The 24,192-nt window shown below is 37.7% G+C and carries 18 protein-coding genes and 1 riboswitch; of the genes, 5 read left to right on the top strand and 13 right to left on the bottom strand.

Going from position 1 to position 24,192, the window contains the following annotated elements:
- Positions 1–30 precede the first annotated feature (30 nt).
- From metF to FHG85_RS01720, 11 genes are all read right to left on the bottom strand, one after another.
- Entirely contained in the window at positions 31–984 is a 954-nt protein-coding gene (metF, locus tag FHG85_RS01670) for a methylenetetrahydrofolate reductase [NAD(P)H] (protein ID WP_173072542.1), read from the bottom strand.
- A gap of 58 nt (positions 985–1,042) precedes the next feature.
- On the bottom strand, positions 1,043–4,711 hold the full coding sequence (gene metH / locus FHG85_RS01675) for a methionine synthase (RefSeq protein ID WP_173072543.1): 3,669 nt from the start codon (positions 4,709–4,711) through the stop codon (positions 1,043–1,045).
- A gap of 11 nt (positions 4,712–4,722) precedes the next feature.
- On the bottom strand, positions 4,723–6,039 hold the full coding sequence (locus tag FHG85_RS01680) for a homoserine dehydrogenase (protein ID WP_173072544.1): 1,317 nt from the start codon (positions 6,037–6,039) through the stop codon (positions 4,723–4,725).
- Between the two features lie 18 nt (positions 6,040–6,057).
- Positions 6,058–7,077: a homoserine O-acetyltransferase family protein gene (locus FHG85_RS01685; RefSeq protein WP_173072545.1), complete on the bottom strand. Its 1,020-nt coding sequence runs from the start codon at positions 7,075–7,077 to the stop codon at positions 6,058–6,060.
- 49 nt (positions 7,078–7,126) lie between these two features.
- Positions 7,127–8,431, bottom strand: a complete 1,305-nt coding sequence (locus FHG85_RS01690; RefSeq protein ID WP_173072546.1) for an O-acetylhomoserine aminocarboxypropyltransferase/cysteine synthase family protein — start codon at positions 8,429–8,431, stop codon at positions 7,127–7,129.
- Positions 8,432–8,681: 250 nt separating this feature from the next.
- A riboswitch (SAM riboswitch) is annotated at positions 8,682–8,785 on the bottom strand.
- 84 nt (positions 8,786–8,869) lie between these two features.
- Positions 8,870–9,766, bottom strand: a complete 897-nt coding sequence (locus FHG85_RS01695) for a WG repeat-containing protein (protein WP_173072547.1) — start codon at positions 9,764–9,766, stop codon at positions 8,870–8,872.
- A gap of 220 nt (positions 9,767–9,986) precedes the next feature.
- Positions 9,987–11,555, bottom strand: coding sequence for an amidase (locus tag FHG85_RS01700; RefSeq protein WP_173072548.1), 1,569 nt, complete (start codon positions 11,553–11,555; stop codon positions 9,987–9,989).
- A 125-nt stretch (positions 11,556–11,680) separates the two neighbouring features.
- Positions 11,681–14,557, bottom strand: a complete 2,877-nt coding sequence (locus tag FHG85_RS01705; RefSeq protein ID WP_173072549.1) for a M16 family metallopeptidase — start codon at positions 14,555–14,557, stop codon at positions 11,681–11,683.
- 225 nt (positions 14,558–14,782) lie between these two features.
- On the bottom strand, positions 14,783–15,802 hold the full coding sequence (locus FHG85_RS01710) for a branched-chain amino acid aminotransferase (RefSeq protein ID WP_173072550.1): 1,020 nt from the start codon (positions 15,800–15,802) through the stop codon (positions 14,783–14,785).
- 198 nt (positions 15,803–16,000) lie between these two features.
- The gene (locus FHG85_RS01715) at positions 16,001–16,213 is read right to left on the bottom strand and encodes an HRDC domain-containing protein (RefSeq protein ID WP_173072551.1); all 213 of its coding nucleotides are present in this window, start codon (positions 16,211–16,213) and stop codon (positions 16,001–16,003) included.
- Positions 16,214–16,570: 357 nt separating this feature from the next.
- The gene (locus tag FHG85_RS01720) at positions 16,571–16,855 is read right to left on the bottom strand and encodes a hypothetical protein (protein WP_173072552.1); all 285 of its coding nucleotides are present in this window, start codon (positions 16,853–16,855) and stop codon (positions 16,571–16,573) included.
- A gap of 251 nt (positions 16,856–17,106) precedes the next feature.
- Here FHG85_RS01720 and FHG85_RS01725 point away from each other — a divergent pair, with 251 nt between their 5' ends.
- From FHG85_RS01725 to FHG85_RS01740, 4 genes are all read left to right on the top strand, one after another.
- Positions 17,107–18,375, top strand: a complete 1,269-nt coding sequence (locus FHG85_RS01725) for a carboxypeptidase-like regulatory domain-containing protein (protein ID WP_173072553.1) — start codon at positions 17,107–17,109, stop codon at positions 18,373–18,375.
- 102 nt (positions 18,376–18,477) lie between these two features.
- Positions 18,478–19,005, top strand: a complete 528-nt coding sequence (locus FHG85_RS01730) for an RNA polymerase sigma-70 factor (RefSeq protein WP_173072554.1) — start codon at positions 18,478–18,480, stop codon at positions 19,003–19,005.
- Positions 19,006–19,013: 8 nt separating this feature from the next.
- Positions 19,014–19,988 (top strand): FecR family protein, encoded by a 975-nt coding sequence (locus tag FHG85_RS01735; protein ID WP_173072555.1) that lies wholly within the window; start codon positions 19,014–19,016, stop codon positions 19,986–19,988.
- Positions 19,963–21,549 (top strand): carboxypeptidase-like regulatory domain-containing protein, encoded by a 1,587-nt coding sequence (locus FHG85_RS01740; protein ID WP_173072556.1) that lies wholly within the window; start codon positions 19,963–19,965, stop codon positions 21,547–21,549. The genes FHG85_RS01735 and FHG85_RS01740 overlap by 26 nt, the downstream gene beginning before the upstream one ends.
- Here FHG85_RS01740 and FHG85_RS01745 read toward each other — a convergent pair.
- Positions 21,546–22,088, bottom strand: coding sequence for a hypothetical protein (locus tag FHG85_RS01745; protein WP_173072557.1), 543 nt, complete (start codon positions 22,086–22,088; stop codon positions 21,546–21,548). The two genes, FHG85_RS01740 and FHG85_RS01745, sit on opposite strands and share 4 nt — an antisense overlap.
- 261 nt (positions 22,089–22,349) lie before the next feature.
- On the opposite strand from FHG85_RS01745, the gene FHG85_RS01750 reads away from it, so the two are divergent.
- Positions 22,350–22,892 carry a hypothetical protein gene (locus FHG85_RS01750; protein ID WP_173072558.1) on the top strand — a complete coding sequence of 181 codons (543 nt, stop codon included), beginning with the start codon at positions 22,350–22,352 and terminating at the stop codon, positions 22,890–22,892.
- 421 nt (positions 22,893–23,313) lie between these two features.
- Here the strand turns inward: FHG85_RS01750 and FHG85_RS01755 are convergent, their stop codons facing one another.
- On the bottom strand, positions 23,314–24,165 hold the full coding sequence (locus FHG85_RS01755; protein WP_173072559.1) for an MBL fold metallo-hydrolase: 852 nt from the start codon (positions 24,163–24,165) through the stop codon (positions 23,314–23,316).
- Positions 24,166–24,192 lie beyond the last annotated feature (27 nt).

Genomic DNA, 24,192 nt, shown 5'->3' on the forward strand with positions numbered 1-24,192 from the left:
GCTAAAATCGAAACTAATGCAAAGGTATTTCTAAAAAACATTTTTAGCTATTTGGGCAATGTTATCGGCTTTGCCCATGGTGTAAAAATGTAGGGCAGGTACATTAGCTTTTACCAACTCTTTTGATTGCGCAATGGCCCATTCAACTCCTAGCTGTGTAACTTCAGCATTGGTTTTGCATTTCTCTACTTCAAGCACTAGTTCTTGAGGAATATGAACATCAAATACTTTTGGCAGGATATTAAGGTGATGTTTAACGCTTATGGGTTTTAGACCTGGAATTATTGGTACTTTTATTCCTGCTTCGCGGCAGCGTTTAACAAATCTAAAGTAGTGCCGATTGTCGAAAAACATTTGGGTAACGATGTAGCTTGCACCTGCTTCGACCTTCTTTTTGAGATAGTGTATGTCCGAATCGCAGTTAGGCGACTCTGGGTGTTTTTCAGGGTATCCTGCTACACCAATACAAAAGTTAGTAGGTTTAGGTTCCTCCATTAGCTTTTCAAGATAAATCCCTTTGTTTAGGTTAGCAACCTGTTTTACCAAGTCGATAGCATAGCTATGGCCACCTGGTTTTGCCTCAAAGCGGCCAGTTATTTTATCGGCATCCCCACGGACTGCTAGTATGTTGTTAATCCCTAGAAAGTCTAAATCGATAAGGGCATCTTCTGTTTCGTGTGCATCAAAACCACCACAAATAATATGGGGAACCACATCAATACCATACTTTTGCTGAATAGCAGCCGATAATCCTACCGTTCCTGGTCTTCTGCGTAATTTAACTGGAATTTTTACTCCATTACTATTAGTGGTATAAACTACCTCTTCCCGATGATAGGTTATGTTGATATATGCAGGGTTGTATGGTTTTAACTTATCAATGGTGCTAAATATGGTTTCAATGTTATGACCTTTAAGGGGTGGAAGGAGTTCAAACGAGAAGAGCGTTTTTTTAGAATTATTGAGAATGTCAATTACCTTCATTTTTTTGTAAAATGTTTAAGTAGTTAATAATTAATGTTTTACTAGTTGGTCAAATCTGTTATGAATCGAGTATGTGACTAGGGAAGAAGCGTTTGGTTTCACTTATGCTAGTATTAATCCGTATAGCATAGTCCGATAGCTGGTCGTTGCCAATTTTACCAACATTAAAGTATTTGCTATTGGGGTTTGCAAAGCAAAATGCTGAAACCGATGCTGTTGGGTTCATTGCAAGATTTTCGGTTAGCGTTATGTTTGCAGTTTCTGGTATATTTAGCAACTTGAATATCCATGTTTTACCTCTATGGTCGGGACAAGCAGGATATCCAGGTGCTGGTCTTATTCCCACATACTTTTCTTTTAGTACATCATGAACGCTTAATGATTCATTGGGTGAGTATCCCCAAAATTCCTTTCGGATTTTAAGATGTAGCCACTCTGCAAATGCTTCGGCAAGCCTATCAGCTAAAATTTGAAGCATGATTGCTGAAAAATCATCGCCTTTCTTTTTAAGTTCCTCAATATGAGCCGATGTTGAAGCGCCAGTAGTAACAGCAAAACATCCCAACCAGTCGGGTTGCCTAGAATCTTCTGGCGCTAAAAAGTCGGCAAGGCAAAGGTTTGGCTCTCCTGCTGGTTTGTGTTCCTGATTACGGAGGAACGGGAGTTTCATTAGTATGGAATTTCGATTTTCATCGGTGTAAATAATTATATCGTCATCAATTGAGTTTGCAGGGAAAATACCAAACACACCTTCGGGTTTAAGGATTTTTTTGTTGCTAATTTCTTTAAGCATCAATTCGGCTTCAACCTTTAACTTATCTGCCTCAGAACCATGAACAGGGTCTGAAAGAATCTCGGGATATCTTCCTTTTAAGCCCCAAGCCTTAAAAAAGAAGGTCCAGTCAATAAAAGGAATAAACTCACTTATATCTACATCTTTTAGAACATGTACTCCTGTAGCCTTTGGTTCAAATGGTTTGAAATTACTCCAGCTTAGTTCTAGTTTATTCTTTCTGGCGTCTTCAATGGAAATAAGCTCGACTTTCTTTTTTGCGTAATTTTCAAGCATCTCCTGATAGCGTTGCTTATACTTTAGCCTGGTTTCACTTTGTTTTTCCTTGCTAACAAGGTTTGAAACAATTCCGCTTGCTTGCGAGGCATCCCTAACATGAACAACGGCTCCTTGATACTCAGGGTCGATTTTCAAAGCGGTATGTAGCTCCGATGTTGTAGCTCCTCCTATTAGAACAGGAATATTTATTCCGTTTCGTTCCAACTCTTTTACAACATGAACCATTTCATCTAACGATGGAGTAATTAAACCGCTAAGTCCTAATATATGGGCTTTTGATGTCTTTACCTCTTCCAGTATGCGCTCAGCAGGAACCATTACACCTAGGTCTATTATGTTGTAGCCGTTACATGCTAAAACTACGCTAACTATGTTTTTACCAATATCGTGAACATCCCCTTTTACTGTTGCCATCACAATGTTTATTTGTTCTGACCTTTGTTGGGTTGAAGATTGTTTCTCAAGATACGGTTCTAGAACCTTAACTGCTTGTTTCATCACTCTTGCACTCTTTACCACCTGAGGAAGAAACATTCTGCCTGAACCGAAAAGTTCGCCTACCTCACGCATGCCATCCATTAATGGTCCTTCAATAACTTTGATTGGTGATTTCAAATTTAGGTACGCTTCCTCAACGTCGTAAGAAATAAATTCGTCTATTCCCTTAACAAGGGAATGCTTAAGCCGTTCTTCAACAGTCAGGGAGCGCCAATCCTTCGACTTGTCCTGTTGGCTTCTAGTTTGTTTAAGCTTATCGGTATAGGCTAAAAGCCTTTCTGTTGCATCACGCCTACGATTAAGAACCAGGTCCTCGGTGAGTTTAAGTAGATTTGACTCAATGTCGGTATAAACCATTAATAGCGATGGGTTTACTATCCCCATATCCATGCCAGCCTGAATGGCATGGTATAGGAAAACTGAATGGATGGCCTCACGAACCAAGTTATTTCCCCTAAACGAAAACGAAAGGTTGCTAACACCACCACTAACCTTTGCATGGGGTAAGTTTTTCTTAATCCAGCGGGTAGTCTCAATAAAACTTACTGCCTGATTGGCGTGTTCGGCCATACCAGTTCCAATAGCCAGAATGTTGGGGTCGATTATTATATCTTCGGGCTGAAAACCAACCTTTTGTGTTAGGATACGATAGCTGCGTTCGGCAACACTACAACGATGCTGTGTAGTAACAGCCTGACCATCTTCGTCGAAAAGCATTACAACTACAGCTGCGCCATAACGCTTAATTATCTTTGCTTTTCTAATAAACTCATCCTCTCCCTCCTTCAAACTTATTGAGTTTACAAGACTTTTACCTTGTGTGCATTTGAGCCCAGCTTCTATCACATCAAATCTCGAAGAGTCAATCATGATAGGCACTCTTGCTATATCTGGTTCTGAGGCTACAAGGTTAAGAAACTCTGTCATTGCCTTTGGGGCATCAATAAGCGCGTCGTCCATGCAAATATCAATGGCCTGGGCGCCTCCTTCAACCTGCTCTCGTGCAACAGAAATTGCCTCGGAGTATTTGCCCTCTGCTATTAACCGGGCAAACTTGCGTGAACCAGCTACGTTTGTTCGCTCTCCAATATTAACAAAATTACTTTCAGGGCGTATTTCCAGCAACTCTAAGCCGCTAAGTCGAGTGTGTCGTGAAATTTTTGGAGTAGTTCTAGGGCTGTATTTTTTGACAAGTTCTGCTAACTGTTCAATATGTTTTGGAGTTGTTCCGCAACATCCTCCAATTATATTTACAAGTTGTTTTGCAAGGAGTTGCTCAACAATGTTGGCCATTTCTTGTGCCGATTGGTCATACTCCCCAAGCTGATTAGGCAGCCCAGCATTGGGGTGTGCGCTAACAAAGAACGGGCTTATGGAGGAAAGTTCCTCGACATATGGAAACATTTGTTCTGCCCCAAATGCACAGTTTAGCCCTATACTCAGCAATGGGTAGTGCGATACAGAGCAAACGAATGCTTCAAGGGTTTGCCCGGTGAGCAAACGTCCACCGCTATCGGCTATAGTTGCCGAAACCATTACCGGAATATCGACCTTTCTGCGCTCTATAATATTAGAAATGGCAAAAAGTGCAGCCTTAGCATTTAGTGTGTCAAAGATTGTTTCTATAAGTAATAGGTCCACGCCGCCATCGATGAGCGCTTCTACCTGTTGACTGTAAGCATCAACTAGCTGGTCGAAGGTTATTGCTCTGAAACCAGGCCTTTCCACATCGGGCGACATGCTCGCAGTTCGATTTGTTGGACCAATAGAACCAGCAACAAATCGGGGTCTGGAAGTGTCAACTTTATTGAATTCATCGGCAACTTCTCGAGCTAACCTGGCACCAGCAAGATTTATCTCATAAACACAATTTTCAAGCTTATAGTCAGCCTGAGAGACCGATGTAGAATTAAATGTATTGGTTTCAATAATGTCGGCCCCAGCATTAAGGTATTCTCGATGCATCTGTTTAATTACATCGGGTTTTGTGATATTTAGTAAGTCGTTGTTGCCTTTTAGGTTTACAGGATGGTCTTTGAATTTATTACCCCGAAAATCTTCTTCCTGTAATCCAAATTGTTGTATCATGGTGCCCATGGCACCATCTAATACAAGTATCCTGTTTTTAAGAAGTTCTTTTATGTCGATTTTTCTCATGGCTTACTTAATCAGAATGCATCAATAATTGGGACGTACTCGCTATCATTTTCCTTTCCTTTTGTTCCGTTTTCTTCGTTGGGTTCAAATTTGAATTTTCCTGTAGATGCTATGAAGATATTTAGCTTGGGAAGAAGCTCTTTTACTCGTATTAAATCGGATAATTTAATCCATGCAATTTCCCAACGATAATCGTTTGCCACATATTGTTCAGATATTTTTCGTTTGCCCAGTATGGTTACATCGGTGAGTTTATGATATCGGATATACAGCTCTAACTCCACATCGGTGCTATATTCAGGAGGAGTAAAATAATTTTGCTTTTTATACTCGTAACGGTAATTATGGAAGCGGGCAGTTATATCGCTAAGAACAGCAGATCCAGTTGGGAAGCCTCCTGCACCTTTCCCAAACAGGAATTGCTTGTCATAGTACTCTCCCTCAATAATTACACCATTAAACTCATCATCAACATTGAAGATGTAGTCTGTGGGATCAATCAGTGTAGGTATTACAAAAAGAGTAAAATGCTTGTGATTTAACTTTTGCAGTTGAGCTACTAGTTTAATTTTCTTTCCTTTTTCGCGTGCAAATTGTACGTCATGATTGGAAATGTTGCTAATACCATAGCAGAAGGCATTGCTGGGATTAACATAGGTGCCAAAGCCATGAACTGCAAGAATTACAAGCTTGTATAGGGCATCGAATCCTAATACGTCGAAATCGGGATTACTCTCAGCGAATCCAAGCTCCTGAGCTTTTTTTAGAGCAGAAGAATAGTCTTCGCCACAATTAAAAATTTGGGTTAAAATATAGTTGCTTGATCCGTTTAGAATACCTTTAATCGATTTTAAAAGATCATTATCATAGTACTCCTCCAGGTTTCTGATAATTGGAATGCTCCCGCAAGCCGAAGCATCGTATAGCAGGGCTGCGCCCGTTTCATGTTGAATAGCAATTAGTTCTGGAAGATGATGTGCAAGCATGGTTTTATTCCCCGAAACCACACTCTTTCCTTTTAACAAAGCACCTTTAACTATGTCATATGCTTCATTTGCATTGTCGATTAGCTCTACAACAAGATTGATTTCCGGGTCGTTAATAATATCGTTATGGTTATAAGTGATTATTTCTGGTGGTACGTAACGCGTTTTATTGCGCTGCTTTACGCATACCTGCTTTATGTATGCTTTATTTTTGGGAACTTCTGATATTACTTTATAAAGGGCATGGCCTACGTTTCCTAAGCCAAAAAGACCAATAACCTGTTGGTTTACATTGTTATCCTTGAGGATTCTACCTTTATGCTTTATTGTTAATGTTTCCATTTTGTTACTATTTTACTGTTATAAGTTGATGAATTCACTGATGATTGATGATAGCTGTTGATGTTCAATTAGAAATCCATCGTGACAGAATTTTGAATGAATTATACGAAACGTAGCTTGTGGAATATGCTTTGCAAGAAAGCGTTGCTCTTCTAAGGGGAAAAGGATATCGCTATCGATACCTACAACAAGTGTATTCGATTTGATTTGCTTTAAAGCCCTGCTCGAACTTCCTCGTCCACGACCAACGTTATGGCTATCGAGCATCAGGCTTAGAGTGTAATAGGTATAAGCATCGAAACGTTTAACTAGTTTATCACCTTGGTAGTCCTGGTATGTGCAAGCTTTATAATTTGAAAGTTGGTTTGAATCAATATCCTGTTGGGTTATATTATAGCTGCTGCGGCCCCGATAGCTAAGGAGAGCAATGCTTCTTGCAGCCTTAAGTCCAGCCTTACCACCGTTAGGGTTCACACCATCAAATGTTTGATCGGCAAGTATGGCAAGTCTTTGCGACTGGCTAAATGCGCGCACCCAGGGTGAAGCCTCAGCTGATGTCGCTATAAGAACCAGATTCTCAGCCGTCCCAGGATATTCACATTCCCATTCCATTGCCTGAAATCCACCTATTGAACCACCTATAAGTATCCAAATTTTATTGATTCCAAGGTGATCCTTTAGCTTTTGGTGCGCTGCTATAACATCACGGAACGTAACAAGAGGAAATTTACGCAAATAGGGTTTCCCTGTTTTAGGGTTTAAGCTGCTAGGCCCTGTTGAACCATAGCAAGAACCTATGATATTTGCGCAAACAATGGGATATTTATCAGGGTCAAAAAGTTTTCCAGGTCCAACTAGTTCTGGCCACCAATCGGCAGGATTGCTGTTAGCCGTGAATGCGTGGCATATCCATATGACTTTACCTGGATTATTGTTGATATCGCCAAGTAAATGGTAATGAATATTGATTTTTTCTAGTTGTTCACCACACTCAAGCTTAATACTATCAATTAGTAAATTCCCTTCCGTGATTTTCATTTTTGTTTCCTTTAAATTCTGTCACAATGTATAAAAGTTATACTTTATCTTAGCCAAAAACATTCTGAAAGGCTTGATCAAAATCGTCAATAATATCGTCGATATGTTCAATGCCCACCGACACTCTTAGTAGGTTTGGCAATACTCCAGCAGAAAGTCGTTCGTGCTCCGTAAGTTGCTGATGAGTTGTGGCAGCCGGTTGAATAATTAGGGTTTTGGCATCGCCCACATTGGCAAGGTGGCTAACTAGTTTAAGGCTATCGACAAATTTTTTTGTTTGTTCAAGATCTCCTTTAATGGTAAAGGTGAGTACACCACCATATCCATACTTAAGATATTTTTTTGCCAGGTAATGATTGGGGTCATTGGCTAAACCTGGATAGTTTACAACTTCAACCTTAGGGTGCGATTCTAACCAGCTAGCAAGTTTGAGGGCGTTGTTGCAGTGTCGTTCCATACGAAGCGATAGGGTTTCTATTCCTTGTAGTATAAGGAAAGCATTAAAAGGGCTAATTGCTGGACCGAAATCGCGAAGGCCTTCAACTCTGGCCCTAACGGTAAATGCGATATTCCCAAGTGGGCTTTTTTCGCCAAATTCATCCCAAAAAACCAGGCCATGGTAACCTTCTGAGGGTTTTGTAAACTGATGAAACTTACCATTACCCCAATTAAAATTTCCGCCATCAATTATTGCTCCACCCATGCTTGTTCCATGCCCACCTGCCCATTTGGTTATTGATTCTACAACGATGTTGGCTCCCCATTCAATGGGGCGACAGAGGAAACCTACACCTGCAAAGGTATTATCAACTATTAAAGGGATTTCGTATCTATTTGCAAGTTTCACAAGTTGAGTAAGATCGGGGATGTTAAAGCTAGGATTACCTATTGTTTCCACATATATGGCTTTTGTCCTTTCGTCAATTAATATTTCAAAGTCATTAGAATTATTGCTTTTAGCAAACCTGGCTTCAATTCCTAGTCGTTTGAGTGCAATCTTGAACTGGTTATGGCTTCCGCCATATAAAAAGGGTGATGTAACAAAGTTATCGCCAGCCTCCAGAATATTTGTAAGTGCAATAAACTGCGCTGAATGCCCCGAGGATACCACTAAAGCCGATTTTCCACCTTCTAGCGCTGCAATTCGATTTTCAAGCGCCTCGGTTGTGGGGTTGCTTAACCTTGTATATATGTGCCCAAACTCTTTAAGGGCAAAAAGGTTTGCTCCATGATCGGAGTTTTTAAATAGATACGATGTTGTTTGATAAATAGGAACAGCCCTCGATAATGTATCTGAGTCGACCGTCTGCCCTGCATGCACCTGCAAGGTATCAAAATGATATTTTTGATTCATAAACTAATTCTTTTTTAGGAATTTAATAATAACAGAGCATTAAAGCCTTGAAAAAGGCTATAGCTTAGCCTGATAAGTACGATCAGACTAAACTCATTTAGAGTTTTATGTTTGATTACTGCGCGCAGGGGCGCATTCGAATGGCTAAATTGTGAATGAGGTGAAACAGATAACGAAATTGGGAAAACTTACGACCCAAGTAGATGTGAAACGAGATAAAATTTTTGTAATGCATAACTTTTAAAGTTTAGAGTTATAATTACCCTTTTGGGTCAGGTTTTAGCACCTTGCCTTTTGGGGGGCAGGTTGCTAGAGCTTCATAGAGCCTGTTCTCTCCGCTCTTCTCTATAATTCTAACCTTTCTTTAAACAAAAAGAATGGTAGTATTCGCAGCAAAAGTATTAAAAAATTCAAACAAACGATTAATTTGAGAAAAAATTATGGTTTACCTTTTTGAAAGGCTGAAGAATCGCTTAAACTAATTCTTTCGTATTTAGGTTTAACCACTTCTTTCCCATCATTTGAAATGAAACCCCAAAGACCATCACGTTCAACTAGAGCCCAACCTCTTTGAACTTGGTCAAAAGGTTTGATTTGAGTGTATTGAGTTTTTACTATCTCTTTGCCTTCGGAATTTATAAAACCAAAATAGTTATCGCGTTGAACAAGTGCCCAACCTTTTTGGTATTCATCAAATTGATTTATTTTAGAGTATTGAGGTTTTACAATTTCTCTGCCCTCTCCGTTGATAAAACCTAGCAAGCCATTTTTTTCAACAAGTGCCCAGTCCTTTTGAAATTCGCCAAAAGGATGCACCTTTTGGTATTGTGGTTTAAGCACCTCTTTGCCATCGATGGAAATAAAGCCAAAAAGTCCATCCTTTTCAACCATAGCAAGATTTTTAATTTGCTCGCCAAAAGGATGTATTTTATCGTACTCTGGTTTAACAACCTCTTTACCCTCAATGGATATGAAACCAAACTTTCCGCTAATTTCAACCAATGCCCAACCTCTGTTAAGTTCTCCAAAAGGATATATTTTGGTATACTCTGGTTTAATAATTTCTTTCCCCTCTGTTGTGATGAAGCCAATAAACCCATTTTTTTCAACCATTGCCCAGCCTCGTTGAAAATCATCAAAGGGATATATCTTTGAGTATTGGGGTTTAATAATTTCTTTCCCATTGTTGGATATAAATCCATATAAGCCTGATTTCTCAACCAAAACCCAATCGCGTGGGTAAGGACCTTTTGCTTTTCTCCTTGATTTGGATTGCTGACCATGTGCAAAACCAAATGCTAATAATGCAATTAGTGCGAGTATATATCTTTGCATAGTCATCGTTTAACTAAATTGATTTGTGCGCATTAACCTACACACTATCATACAAACCTACATGATTTTTCTAAAAAATCATATAGGTTAATAAAAAAAGTTAAAATTAACTACTCTTGTTTTTGGTTTACTATTGTAGCGTTGTGTCAAGTATAAATTTTTAGTTTAAGTGTTATGATTAACTTTTTTACGATTTAGATATAGGCTTAGCCTTGATTGCTTAATGTTTCATGAACATAGGGTTTTTCCTGTGTTTGGTTCCTTGTTCGTAGGAGTAAGTTGCTTCAATCAGTAAAGGCTCATCCCAAGCTCTACCAATAAATGAAATACCAACTGGTAAACCGTTAATATCTCCCATAGGAACTGTTATGCTAGGATATCCAGCCATAGCAGCATACGAAGAGTTACCTCCAATGTAATGATCGCCTAATACTAAATCGGTTTTCCATGCTGGTGATCCTGTTGGTAATATTAATAAGTCAAGATCATTCTCGTTCATTACCCTATTAATACTTTCTCTTATCCCTTTTTGCATAGTTTCTAGGGCATGTTTGTATTCTGGAGAGTTCAAATCGCCTTTTCTTTGAGCTAGTTCAAGAATTTGCTGATCAAAATGTTGGAGTTCAATGCTGTCGTTCTTGTTAAAAATGATAAGTTCTTCTAGATTTTTAACAGGGGCTTTATCCCCAAGGCTACTAAAATAATTATTTAGCCCATCCTTAAATTCGTAGAGAAGCACTTCAAATTCTGCGCTATTCACCTCTGGGGCTATGGGAATATTCACGTTAACAACTACAGCTCCTAAACGTTGCAGGTCTTTAATTGCATTGTTCATCAGTGTATCTACCTTGTGGTGAAAACCAGCAGCATTTGCTATGTACCCTAAACGTTTCCCTTTGAGCCCATTAAGTTGAAGGAACTGAGTGTAATCGTTATAGAATTTTGCATTAGGGTCAAGGGTTTTTTGGTCTGATGAGTCGGGACCTACCATTGTGCCAAGGCTAATTGCAACATCTTCTACCGAACGACACATTGGTCCTGGCGTATCTTGCGTGAACGATATGGGAATTATCCCAGTTCGACTTATTAGGCCTACTGTAGGTTTTAAACCAACAACCCCATTATTATTTGAAGGACAAACAATTGAGCCATCGGTTTCGGTACCAATAGCAAATGCACATAGATTGGCAGAAACAGCCACTCCAGAACCAGAGCTTGAACCACAGGGATTTCTGTCTAGCACATAGGGGTTGCGTGTTTGCCCTCCGACTCCGCTCCATCCGCTCGACGATCGGCTTGACCTGAAATTTGCCCATTCGCTCAGATTAGATTTACCAATAATAACTGCACCTGCCTCACGCAACTTTTCGGCAATTTTACTATCGCGCCCAACAAATGAATTTTTTAATACGGTTGCACCAGCGGTTGTTGGCATGGAGTCGCTTGTCTCAATGTTATCTTTTAGAACAACTGGAATTCCATGTAGAGGCCCTCTAACATGTCCTTCGGCCAGTTCCTTATCTAACTCTTGAGCAATTTTAATTGCATTGGGGTTTATGCTGATGATTGAGTTAAGGCAAGGCCCATTTTTATCGAGCAGTTCAATCCTTTTTAGATAATCCCCAACCACCTGCTCAATTGTAAACCTCTTGTTAATGTATCCATCGTGGAGCTCTTTTATTGTTATTTCTTCTAAATAAGCAGTTTTTTCGAGTTCTAAACTCTCATCTGATTGACATGATACCAGAAGAGCAGCTATTGATATTAGAACAGCTATACGTAGTTTCATAAATTTAATTTTTAATCAGATAAAACTAAGAAAAAAATAAAAGGTAGTCAATTCGACTACCTTTTATTTCAACCATTTATGTAAAAGTTTACTTTGTAGGGTGTTTCATGGAGTTGTGTTAAGGATTATTTGCTAAAAAGCTCATCCTCTTTGATTTTTACTAGTTTCCCGTACTTTGCAAATTCATTCATGTCGATATTTTTTTCATCACCCACAATCATATACACTGCAGGTTTTTCTTTCATCTTGCTAACGTAGAAGTTTTCAATGTCGTACCATGAAAGGTTACGATAAATTGGAAGTTTTATCTTTAGGGGGTCGGTCTCAAAACCTTGCTTACGCCAATATTCAACGGAGTTAGCCAGATACCTAAAAGAGGGACGCTTGGTTTGAGCCGAAAGAATTAAATGGTTTTTAATCATACCAATTCTTTCAGGTTTGGCAGGCATTTGCCTTATAAGGGTATCAAGGGTTTCCATTGCAGTAAGTGTTTTGTCCGATTGGGTACCTACATAGCCTAGGAAGTTAACAGGATTACCTTTAACACGAGGGTACCTGAACGAACCTCCTGCCGAATAGGCAAGCGAACGGTATTCGCGAATCTCTTGTAACATCAAACCAGAGAAACCACCACTAAAGTAGTCGTTAAAAGCATCAATATACGGAGCGTCATTAATTTGGAACGGTTCTCCATTAATGAATACGTACATTTTGCTTTGGCGTGCATTGGGTTTATTTACAAATAGGATGGTATTTTCTGTGTATTGTTTCTTTGGTTTATCGAGTGGTGTGTTATCAATTTTGGGGCTAGCACTAAGTTTAAGATGTTTGTTTACTAGGTTTGAAATTGCCTGGGGATCTTTTTTCCCACAGTATGTTATAGTTGCCTTATAGGTTGTTGCTTCCTTAAAGGCGTTAATTAGCTGTTCTGCTTTTAGCTTTTTCAGTTGCTTAAGGGTTAACCTATTAATATAATCGGATTTCTCGCCATACAAACCATACTCAACCAGAGCGTCGGCAACGTTATCGGGTTCTGAACGCTCCATCTTTCGTTCTGTTTTTTCACCGTTGATAATGTTTTTTAATTTATTCTGTTCTAGCTTTGGATCGGCAAGGATTAGGTTTAAAAGCTTAATGGTAGGTTCAAGATTGCTTTCAATTCCCGTAATGTTTAGTGTTGTTGTGTTGTCTGATGACCAAACCCAAAGCGATGTTCCCAGTTTTGCAAATTCATTTTTCAACGAGTTTACATCGTAGCTGCCGGCCCCAGCCATATTCATAGCCTGCGATGCATATTTAAGTAAAGGAATTTTCTCGTTCCCAACATGGAAACTAACAGAAAGTGAGAAGATATCGTTTTTGGGATTTTCAACACAAAGTAGCTTGTGTCCACCTGCTAGCTCAATGTTTCTAAGGTCTTTATTAAAATCGATAAACTTAAATTCAGGGGTCCTAACAGGTATCGAATCAAAATGTTGTGCATATATACTTTTGGCTTCTTTGTTTTGCGTGAGGGGCTTAAAATCGGGTTTAGCAATTTTTTCCTTTTTAGGGAAGCCCATTTTGGAATAGAATGCCAGGTAATTTGGACCAAAAATTTCATTAGCAATCTTAACAATATCATCTTTGGTTATACTTTTAACCATATCGGGATAATTTAAAACATCATCGATACTTTTTCCTTGAGTAAACGCTTCGGTTAAGGTTAAAGCACGGTTTTCAATATTTTCAAGTTCTGTATTTGTGTTTCTGTAAATTTCTAGCTTAACCGATTCAAGAAGTTCCTCGTCGAATTCTCCTTTTTTAATTTTTTCAATTTCTTGTAGGACTAAGCCTTCAGCCTTTTTAAGACTTTGTCCAAAAATCTTTGGAACTACAAAAATCATAACAGCTCCATGGTCCATGTAGGGCATCATTATCGATTGAGCAGCAATCACGTTACCATCTATAGAGAGCTTATCGAGTAAACCTGTTGAATAGCTGTTGTTTAATAAACGAGTCAAGACATCAACTAATGGCTTTTTAGGATCAGAAATTGAGGGTGCTCGATAACCTAGAAGTGCTAACTTGATAGGAGTTAATCTGGCTTGATGGAACTCTCTACCATTAAACGGCTTCTCATCCCATTTTTTGGGCTCGGGGAGTTCTTTTCGCTGCCATTTCCCAAACTTTTCTTCAATTATTGGAATGATCTCCTCGGAGTTGAAATCGCCTGAAAGGATTAGGGCCATGTTATTAGGAACGTAGTAGGTCTTAAAAAATTCATACATCTTGGTTAGCGAAGGATTTTTTAAATCCTCAATAGTTCCTATAAGGGGTTGCTGTCCGTATGGGTGATTCTTAAAGAAATGTTTCTGAAATTCTTCCAGTAAACGGGATTGAAACATGTCGTTGTAAAGGTTCTTTTCCTCGTAAACAACCTCCAGTTCTGCTTGAAAACCTCTAAACACGGGTTCCATAAAGCGATGTGCATACAAGTCGAGCCAACGCTCAATCTGATTTGCAGGGAACTTATTGTAGAACAGAGTATTGTCGGGCCCTGTGCCTGCATTAATTTGCGATGAACCTATCTCATTTAGGAGGTTGTTCATTTCGTTGGGTATGGCATACTTATTTGCCTCTACCGATTCCTCATTAATTGCTTTTTGAATTTGTTTCCTTATTTCAGGATCTTTTGTTTTGCCTAGGGAATCGTAAAGTTCAAAGATTTTGTCGATATGAGGCTTTTCATTTTCCCAATCAATAGTTCCCAATTGCTTGGTCCCCTTAAAAAGCATATGCTCCTGGTAGTGGGCCATTCCGGTTGCATCAGCAGGGTCGTTTTTGCCTCCAGTTTTAACTGCTACAACTCCAAATACTTCAGGCTTATCGTGTTGCTCATCGAGTATTACAGTTAAGCCATTGGGCAGTGTGAACTGCTTAATTTTATTGTTTTGAGCAAAAGGCTGAAATGCTAAGGCTACTAGCGCTAAAATCAGAAAATTCTTAATAAACTTTTTCATTCTTTGTAATGGTTTTTGTTAAACTATAGACTTAAGTTGCTATTTGTTGTCTGTAAGTTACTGTAAAAATATATTGTTTCTGTTGAAACATAACACAAAAATCTTGTGATAAGACGAATGTGTTGCTTTTTTGTTACAAAAAAGCCGAAACAGCTAAAATAGCGTTTCGGCTTAGTTTGGTTAACTATAAGGACAAAATAATGTTAGCATTCTGTTTTATGGCAATTACTCAATTATGATAACCCAGCCATGCTTATCTTCAATCTCTCCGTATTGAATACCAACAAGTGTTTCGTATAACTTGGTTGAGATAGGGCCTGGTTTTCCATCTTTACAGAAAGTGTAAACCTTGCCTGTTGCTAAATCTTTAATTTCACCTATTGGTGAGATGATAGCTGCAGTACCACAAGCGCCAACCTCCTCAAAGGTTTCTAACTCTTCAACGGGCACTGGACGACGTTCTACTTTTAGGCCCATATCTTCGGCAAGTTGAACAATGCTCTTATTTGTAATGGAACCTAATATAGAGGTTGATTTAGGAGTAATATAGGTATTGTCTTTAATTCCGAAGAAGTTTGCTGCTCCAATCTCGTCGATATATTTCTTTTCTTTGGCATCGAGGTACATAGGTGAACCATATCCTGCTTTGTGGGCCTTTTCAACGCCACGTAGGCTTGCAGCATAGTTTCCTCCAACCTTAAAAGTTCCAGTTCCTAGTGGTGCTGCTCTGTCGCTATCGCGAACAATTGCAATTTTAACAGGATTGAAACCTTCCTTAAAGTATGGTCCTACAGGAGTAACAAAAACTATGAACATGTATTCACTTGATGGGCGAACGCCAACTTCAGGACCTGAGCCAAATAGAAGTGGACGGATGTAGAGCGATGCTCCAGTACCATAAGGGGGTACAAACTCCTCGTTAAGTTTTACTGCTTTTACAATTGCTTCATAGAAAAGGTCTTCAGGAACTGGCGCCATTCTGATACCATCTGCAGAATGTTGTAGGCGCTTGGCGTTTTCTTCCCAACGGAAAAGGCGAATCTTGCCATCTTTTCCGCGGTATGCCTTCATTCCCTCAAAGGCCTCCTGCCCATAGTGGAGGGCAGTAGCAGCCATATGGATGTTGATATATTCTGAGTCCGACACCTCAAGGTTGCCCCATTTGCCATCCTTATAGTAGCATCGAACGTTATAGTTGGTTTTAACGTAACCAAATGGTAGGTTCTTCCAATCTAAATTTTGCATGATCCCAAGTTTTATGGTTTGGATAATTCTTTACTCACAAAGTTAAAGTAAAAATTATTTATTCGTTTCATATTTTTAGATATTTTATAGCTAAAAGGTTTAAAATGTAAGTTTCTGCCATGAAATATTTATAATTTGAAAGATTCTTTTTGATTTTTGTTCCCTTAATTCAGGTATGCTATGTGTTCATACAATAATTTATATTGAATTTAACAATGCTAAAATATCTTCACCAAATTTTGCAATTTTAGTTTCACCAAATCCCTTTATGGTTTGTAGTTCTTCCAATGTACGAGGTTTTACTTTGGCTATTGTAATTAGTTCTGCATTGTGGCATATCATAAAATGTGGAATATTTAATGTTTTTGCCATGTCGTTTTTCCATTCTTTTAGTGCACAATAAATTTTCATCTCCTCATCGGATAAACTGCTTTCGTCAGTAATGGAATTTTTTTCAGCTTTTATGTTTTGAATTTCAACTTTCTTATCGTCGTAAAAAACAAGATCCGACCAAAAATTTGGATCGCCTTGAATTAGAGTAGTTGTTGTTTTTTTACGGAAACATTTTCTAAGAAATTGTTTATCTTTTCTAGATCCGGATAAAGGTTCTCTTTAGTGAGCCGTATATGAAAAACTTTTAACTTCATCTTATAATATTAATTGATATCAATATTTGTTTTGTTTCTTCAGCTTTACACTCGTGCAACATATGGGAGTTAAATCATAAAAGAGTTGATATGTAATTGTATGGTGTTCATAATTAAAGAATTAGCTGCCAGGCAATGGAGTTCCAAATATTCCTACTGCCAGTTCAGCCCAAACTATTAGCAGTAAAATTAGAATGGCAATCACAATTGCAATTCGAAACTTTCGTCTTTTGATTTTTCTTAACGCAAATTCAATACTCAAACCTGAAGCAAGTAGAAGAACTGCTGCCACCAAAAAATCGGATGGTGTCCAATTCACCTCATTGCTTACTTGCATGGCAAAAAAGGGTACCATAAGTATTACCATAATGGATAGCAGGATGATGATTAACCGTTTATTTTTCATGCTTTATCATTTTTATGTAATTGAGTTGCTTGCATTGCATTAATTGCTAATTTAATATATTTTAATTAAATGGTGTTTTATCACTTTTTTTTGATGCTAGTTCGATTTTTTATGCATGCTTAATGTGTTGGTATGCAAGATAATAACAATTAGAAATAAATTTTCTAGCTAAAAAGAATAGGGAAAAGCTGTTGTAATGTATCATAAGGTAAACAGCAGGACGATAAATACTAACTTAAAAAGTTGCACTTATGAAAAAGATAAACCGCATATTACAAAAAAGTCTGAGGTACAGTTTTACTGCTGTAATGCTTGTAATCTCAGCAACATTGATGGCTCAAGATTTAAGCTATCAGCTTGTTAGTGGAGTTGTAAAGGATTCTAAAACTAAGGAACCCGTTGTTTTTGCAACAATTGCCGTCCCTGGAACTACAATAGGAACTGTAGCCAACGCCGATGGTGAATTTACACTAAAAGTACCCAAATCACTTAATGCGAGTGAATTTGAGATTTATCATATTGGTTACAAAAATCGTTCTTTCCCAATTGTAACCGAAAAGAGTTCCAAAAAGAACGTATATTACATTGAGCCTGCCTCAATTGAAATTGAAAAGGTTGTTGTAAGACCATTCGATGCTCGTGACCTGATAAATGGAGCTATTTCAAACATTAGCAAGAATTATAGCAAAACGCCAGCTAGCTTAACCGCTTTTTATAGGGAAACAATTAAGCAGCGACGTAAGTATATTTCTATTGCTGAAGCTGTGGTCGAAATTTACAAGTCGGCTTACAACTTTACTTTTGAGTCCGATAAGGTTAAAATACTAAAAGGGCGCAGAGGCGAAAGTGTAAAAAAGGCCGACACCCTCATGGTTAAAATGCAGGGTGGGCCCCATGTTGCACTTTATCTTGACATTGTAAAATATCCTGAACTAATTCTTTCACGCGAGGACATGCCCTATTACGATTACGAGGTTGTTAATATTGTAAGCATTGACAATGAGCCCAACTATGTAATTAGTTTTACGCCAAATACACAGCTTGATTATCCTTTATACAAGGGCAAAATATACATTAATTCCGAAACGCTAGCTGTTACAATGGCTGAGTTTAGCATTGATTTATCCGACCCGCAAAAAGTGGCTCAGATCTTTGTACGGAAAAAACCTGCTGGGTTAATTTTTGAGCCTACTAGCACTACTTACTTGGTAACCTACAAAAAAATTGATAACACCTACTACTTGAACTATATGCGAAGCGAAATCAAGTTCCGTGCCGACTGGAGAAAACGAATTTTCAAAACTTACTATACAGTAATGTCGGAAATGGCTATAACTGAGCGTAATTTTGATAAGGTGAATAAGATAACTTACAGGGAGTCGTTTAAGCCAAACCTAGTACTTGCCGATAAGGTAAACGAATATTTTGATCCCGATTATTGGGGAGCTTACAATACAATTGAACCTGATGAATCAATTGAATCGGCAATTAGAAAGCTTAACAAGAGGTTTAAGAAATAGAATGTTACGAAAAGGGAGCGCTGTTTCAATGTATTAACTTTGCTTTTTGAAACAGCCTCTTCCATTTTGCTAAATTTGTTAAAATTTAATAGTAAACGCTTGATGCATTCGGCAAAAAAAGATGATGACCTAAGAAAATTTGAACAGCTATTTAAAAGCTATTACGAGCCTTTGTGTCGTTATGCATACTCTTTTGTTCTTGATGCCGATGAAGCAGAAGAGATTGTTCAAGAGTTCTTTTATCAGTTTTGGTTAAAACGGAAAAAGATTTCCATAAAGTTTTCTATGAAATCATACATGTATCGTTCTATAAGAAATAGATGCATTCGCTTTCTTCAGCATAAGAAACTGGAAGATATGTATTCTAGTCAAAACGTTCTTTCCCTTAGCGCAGATACACCTCAAGATGAACTTGACAGAAATCAGCTAAATGAGGTTGTTCAAGAAACTCTTAAATCGTTACCAAGTCGTATTCGTCGTACTTTTTTGCTTAGTCGGGTTAACGGATTAAAATATAAGGAAATAGCAAAACTTTTGAGTGTGTCAATTAAAACAGTTGAAGCCGATATGGGAAAGGCTCTTTTAGAGCTTAGAACTCAGTTAGTCCGTCGGGGGTTTATTAATAAATAGCAGAAACCATGAGGAAACAGAAACATTTAAGTAGGGCAGCAAAATATTTTATTGGGGAAACAACCCTTATTGAGGTGATTCTATTTCGCATTAGCCTTTTGTTTAGCCGCGAGGCCAGAAATAATTATAAATGGTTAAATGAGATGAAAGCATTTAAAACTGATAAAAGAAAAAACGATATAAAGTTCGATACAGATGCAGCATGGAACAAGTTTCAACAAAAAATAGCTAAGGCTGAAGATGAGGTTGATAGACAAATTGGCTGGACACCCTATAAACTGGCTAGTATTGCTGCCTCACTTCTAGTAATAGTTGTAGCCTCATTCCTAACATGGTCTTACCTAAATCCTGAAACTGTTAAACTTATTAACTACGCCCAAGGCAATACTCTAATTAGAACACTACCCGATGGAACACAAGTTTTTCTTAGCCATAATGCACTGTTGGAATACCCAAAACGATTTGTGGGTCGGTCAAGGGTTGTAAGACTCAAGGGAGAGGCCTATTTTGATGTGTCAAAAAATCCGAACCGCCCTTTTATTATTCAAACAGAAAAGGCTAATATAGAGGTTGTCGGTACCGCTTTTAATCTTAAAACCACTAAAAATAATGTTCAGGTTAATGTCACTGAAGGAAAAGTGCGGGTAACATTAGCAAACATAACAAAAAGTGCACTTGTTTCTGCTGGTGAATCGGCCATCGCTAATGGAACTGAAATTATCAAGTTAAAGCCTGACAAGAGCCTTAATGTTAATAAAAGAATGAAGATATTGATGTTCCAAGACGAATATCTAGAGGATATAATCAGGGTTATCAATAAAACTTATGGAACCAAAATATACCTGATAGGTGACGATTTGAAAGCAATGAAAATTTCAGTTACCTTTGACAATGAGCCTAGCAATATTGTGAATGTGCTATCAGCCTCATTTAACCTAAAAGTAACAGCAAACCCCGATGGAAGCATTATGCTTAGTAACTAAAAAGAATAACAGGAAATTTGGACAACTTTATCAAATAATACTTATTGCTATTGCTGTACTTCTCTCTAATACAACATCAGCATCAGAGGCAGATTCCCTTTTACAAAAACGCTTAACTATTTCTATTAAACCTGCAACTCTATTTAAGGTGCTCAACCAAATTGGCGAAAAGGCAGGATGTTACTTTATCTACGATAGTCGTGATGTTGATAGCAAGAAAAGAGTTAAAAAACGCAACTTCATTAATAGTTCGCTTTATCAGATACTAACAGAGGTAATAAACGACTCTTTAGTAAAGTTTAAAGCGATAGACAGGCATATCCTTTTATACAGGGATAGAGCAAAAAGGAACGGGGCTTTAAACGATGAAAAAGAACGGTTTATAAAACTAAAAGGTAGAATTGTTGATAAAGAATCAGGAACACCAATACAATATGCAACAATTGGAATACCCAGCTTAGCTTTAGGTACTATCACTAATCAGGATGGCGTGTTTAACCTGAGTATTCCTAACTTATACATCGACTCTACGCTCATAATATCGCATATTGGATATGAGCCATATAGAATAAGAGGCCGATTAATTCAAAATGAAACACCTGATATTTTACTGAAACCTACCTATATATCTATTCAGGAAATAATTATTCGGAATATAGATGCCAGGGGCTTGGTTGCTAAGGCTGTGAAGCAACGATTAAAAAAGTATTTACCCAATGAAGTATATATAACTTCTTTTTATCGCGAAGGTGTACTAAAGAATGGCAATGTGGTAAGTTACTCCGAGGCTGTATCAAAGATTTATAAATCACCTTATCGTTTTGACTCTAGATACGACCAGGTAAAACTTTTGCGATACCGTAAAATTGAGCAAAAGAGTAGGCAGGATACTCTTGAGGTTAAATTGAAGGCTGGTGTTAGATCATCGCTCGATTTAGATATTATGAAAAACCTTCCAGATTTTTTAAACCCCGACTTTATGGAGTATTACGAGTATTCTCGTAACGATATTGTTGTTTTTAATAATCGTACGGCGTATGTTATTGGATTTAAGCAAAAAGATTATGTAAAAGATCCCCTGTTTACAGGGGTTATATATATCGATACCGAGGATTTTGTCATTTTAGGGGCTGATTTTGAGATTAATCCTAAACTCGTAAAAAAGACCACAAACCAGATTGTGGTTAAGAGAGGGCGAAAAGTCCGGGTAAAACCTCAAAGAATAAGATACCATGTTTTATATGAGGAGCACGATAATTACTGGTTTGCAAAGCATATAAGGGGCGATATCGAGATGAAAGTTTCGTTAAGGTTTCTTCCGTTTTCAAATTCGTATAATGTATTTTTTGAACTCGTTGGAATTGATATTGAAAATGAAAATGTTAAGCGATTTAAAAGGAAAGAAACATTAAAGAGTAATGTGGTTTTGTCTGATATCAGTTACGAGTATGACCCCGATTTTTGGGACGGGCTTAACTTTATTGAACCAGAAACAGATATTATTAAATCTATGAGAAAGTTTGAGCCTAAAATTGAGAAAATAACTTCTGAAATCAATTAAAAATAAAACATTAAACCACCTCCAATAAGGTTGTAGGCAGGGTCGGTTAGGCCAATCTCAGACTCAAAAAGAAAGCTAACATTTTTTCTCAATGCTATGTCTACACCAATTGGTAACCAAACTAGGAGTTGAGTATCTCCATTCTTAGGGAAGTTGAGATCGGAATCTAAGCCTGCATAAAGCTTTACCCCTCTAGTAATACCAATTGAGGTGTTTAGGGTACCATCTATGCCAAAATTGCCAAAATCGTGTGCACCAAATGCTAATGATATATGCCTACCCATGGAAAATTCAAGGTTTGCCCCAAAATAACTGTTTGTTCCTAAAAGGCCTCCTGTAATACAAAGGTCTACACCTTTCTTTATTCCATATCCACCATGGAGAAATAGCATGAAATCGTTGCTGCCATTCATCAGCACTACAGGTTCAACACCAATTGAAAATGCTTTATGCGAAAGTGTTTCTCCAGTATTAAACACTTGTGCATGAGAAAAATTTATAGACAGTATTAGTGCAAGAAATAGTAATTTCTTTTTCATTTTTTTGTCAGTTTAGATACGTTAATTAATTGGTGTCTTATTTTAAAAATATCGTAGCATAAAGTTTTGGGGTGCAATTTTTAAACCTGCTATAAAAACTAGCCACAATAAGTTATCTACATACAAATTTAAAATTTTTAGTAGTATTATAAAACATTTCAATATCAATAAAATCAGTAGTATACATCTTTTTTGGATGAATTAGTGTTAGTTTTGCAGCAAAAGTATTAACTTAAACGTCTTTATAGAAAAATTAATATTATGAATGTTGAGGTTAAAACTACCGCAGGACAAGCCATGGGAATAGTAGGAATTGTATTGGCTGTCATTTCAATCATTTTGGCTTTCATTCCTTGTATAGGTTTTGTAGCTCTATTGCCAGCAGCATTAGCTGTTGTTTTTAGTATTATTTCCATAGTTCAAGCCTCGAACGGTTATGGTTCGAAAGGGCTTGGGATAGGTGCGCTTATAATTTCAGTCCTTTCAATTTTACTTGCCGTATTATGGCTAACAATAATTGGAGGAGGAGTATCAATTTTAAATGAGCTGGAACGGAATCCCGATAAGATAGACCAAATTACCCGAGAACTTGAAAAGGAGTTAAAGGACTCTAATATTGAAATTAGAATAGAAACCGATAGCATGGTTAAAACCTTGAGAACATTGGAAAATGCTACGGATAGCGTTCAGGTTGTTACTATAAAAAAGACAAAAACTCAAAAGGAAGGCGAATTTAAAAAAGCAAGAATTACTATTGACACCGATTCGGTACAAGTAAAAATTGAAGCAACTGAGAAACAGTAGAAGTATTAAGAAGAAGTTAACCCCAATTCAATTGGGGTACTTTAGGGTAAACTTAGCATTTCTGCTAAGTTTACTTTTAGTTGTCGCATATTCATTTTTATTTTCAAACAACAATCATCCCATTCCTGCTGCTCTTACAGAAATAACTGGCATAATACCCCCAAGCAAAGGCCTTTCTAATGCATTCTCACAAATTGTTCGATTAAACATTTCAAAGGCGCTATTTTTCAATCCAATATCGTTGAGAGTATTTTCCTTTTTTCTAATTCAGATAGTGCTTAGAGCTATTCTAACTATCGTTATTATTAAGATCCCAGAGTCTTTGTTAAAAAAACTATTGCTTGCAGATATAGTTGTTTCGGCAGGAGTGTTTGTTTATACGTTTTTCCCGCTGATAAAATATACAATTGAGATTTTAATCTTACCCCAATTCGTTCATTAGCTCTTCAAAAGTGAATGGGTCCGATGCTCTAATGCCTTTGGGAGTTTCAACAACCTTGCTGCAATCGGCGTAGTAATCGTGTTGGTATATAAAAATGTAGTTGCCTTCAAGTGCTTCCTGTAGGAAAACTTCTTTTTCTTTAAGCGTTTTAAGAGGTTCAACATCATAACTCATTATCCATGGAAGTGGTATGTGTGCTCTAAAGGGAAATAAGTCTGCGACAAAAACAAGTTTCCTTCCTTTATAGCTCACTATTGGAATAATCTGACCCCTAGTATGACCATTAAAAATTCTTATTTCTACTCCGGGGAAAAGTTCTCCTTCCTCTTTAATTAGGTTCAATGCACCTTTATCGCGCATTGGAAGCAGGTTCTCAGGAAGGAAAGCATCAGCCTCGCGAGGATTGGGGTTTATTGCCCATTCCCATTGGGCCTCGGTAACATGGTACTTGGCGTTGGGAAAGGTTAGCTGGAGCTGCCCATTCTTATCGCGATACGTTCCGCCTCCACAATGGTCGTAATGCAAATGGGTTAAAATTACATCGGTAATGTCTTCGGCTTTGTAACCACGTTTTGCCAATCCTGCAATTAGTCCCTCACCCCCAAATGCATGAACGTGACTCATGAATTTTTCATCTTGCTTATCGCCAATACCATTGTCTATTAGTATTACTCTATCGCCTGTTTCAATAATAAGCGATTTTAGTGCTAGGGGAATTAAGTTGTTCTCATCGGATGGATAAACTCTACTCCAAAGAACTTTTGGAACAACCCCAAACATGGCTCCACCATCAATCTTAAAGTTTGTGATGTTAAAAAACGAAAGTTTCATTTTATTAATCTTTTTATGTGGTTTAAT

This window comes from Tenuifilum thalassicum (genome assembly GCF_013265555.1).
In the GTDB taxonomy this organism is placed as follows: domain Bacteria; phylum Bacteroidota; class Bacteroidia; order Bacteroidales; family Tenuifilaceae; genus Tenuifilum; species Tenuifilum thalassicum.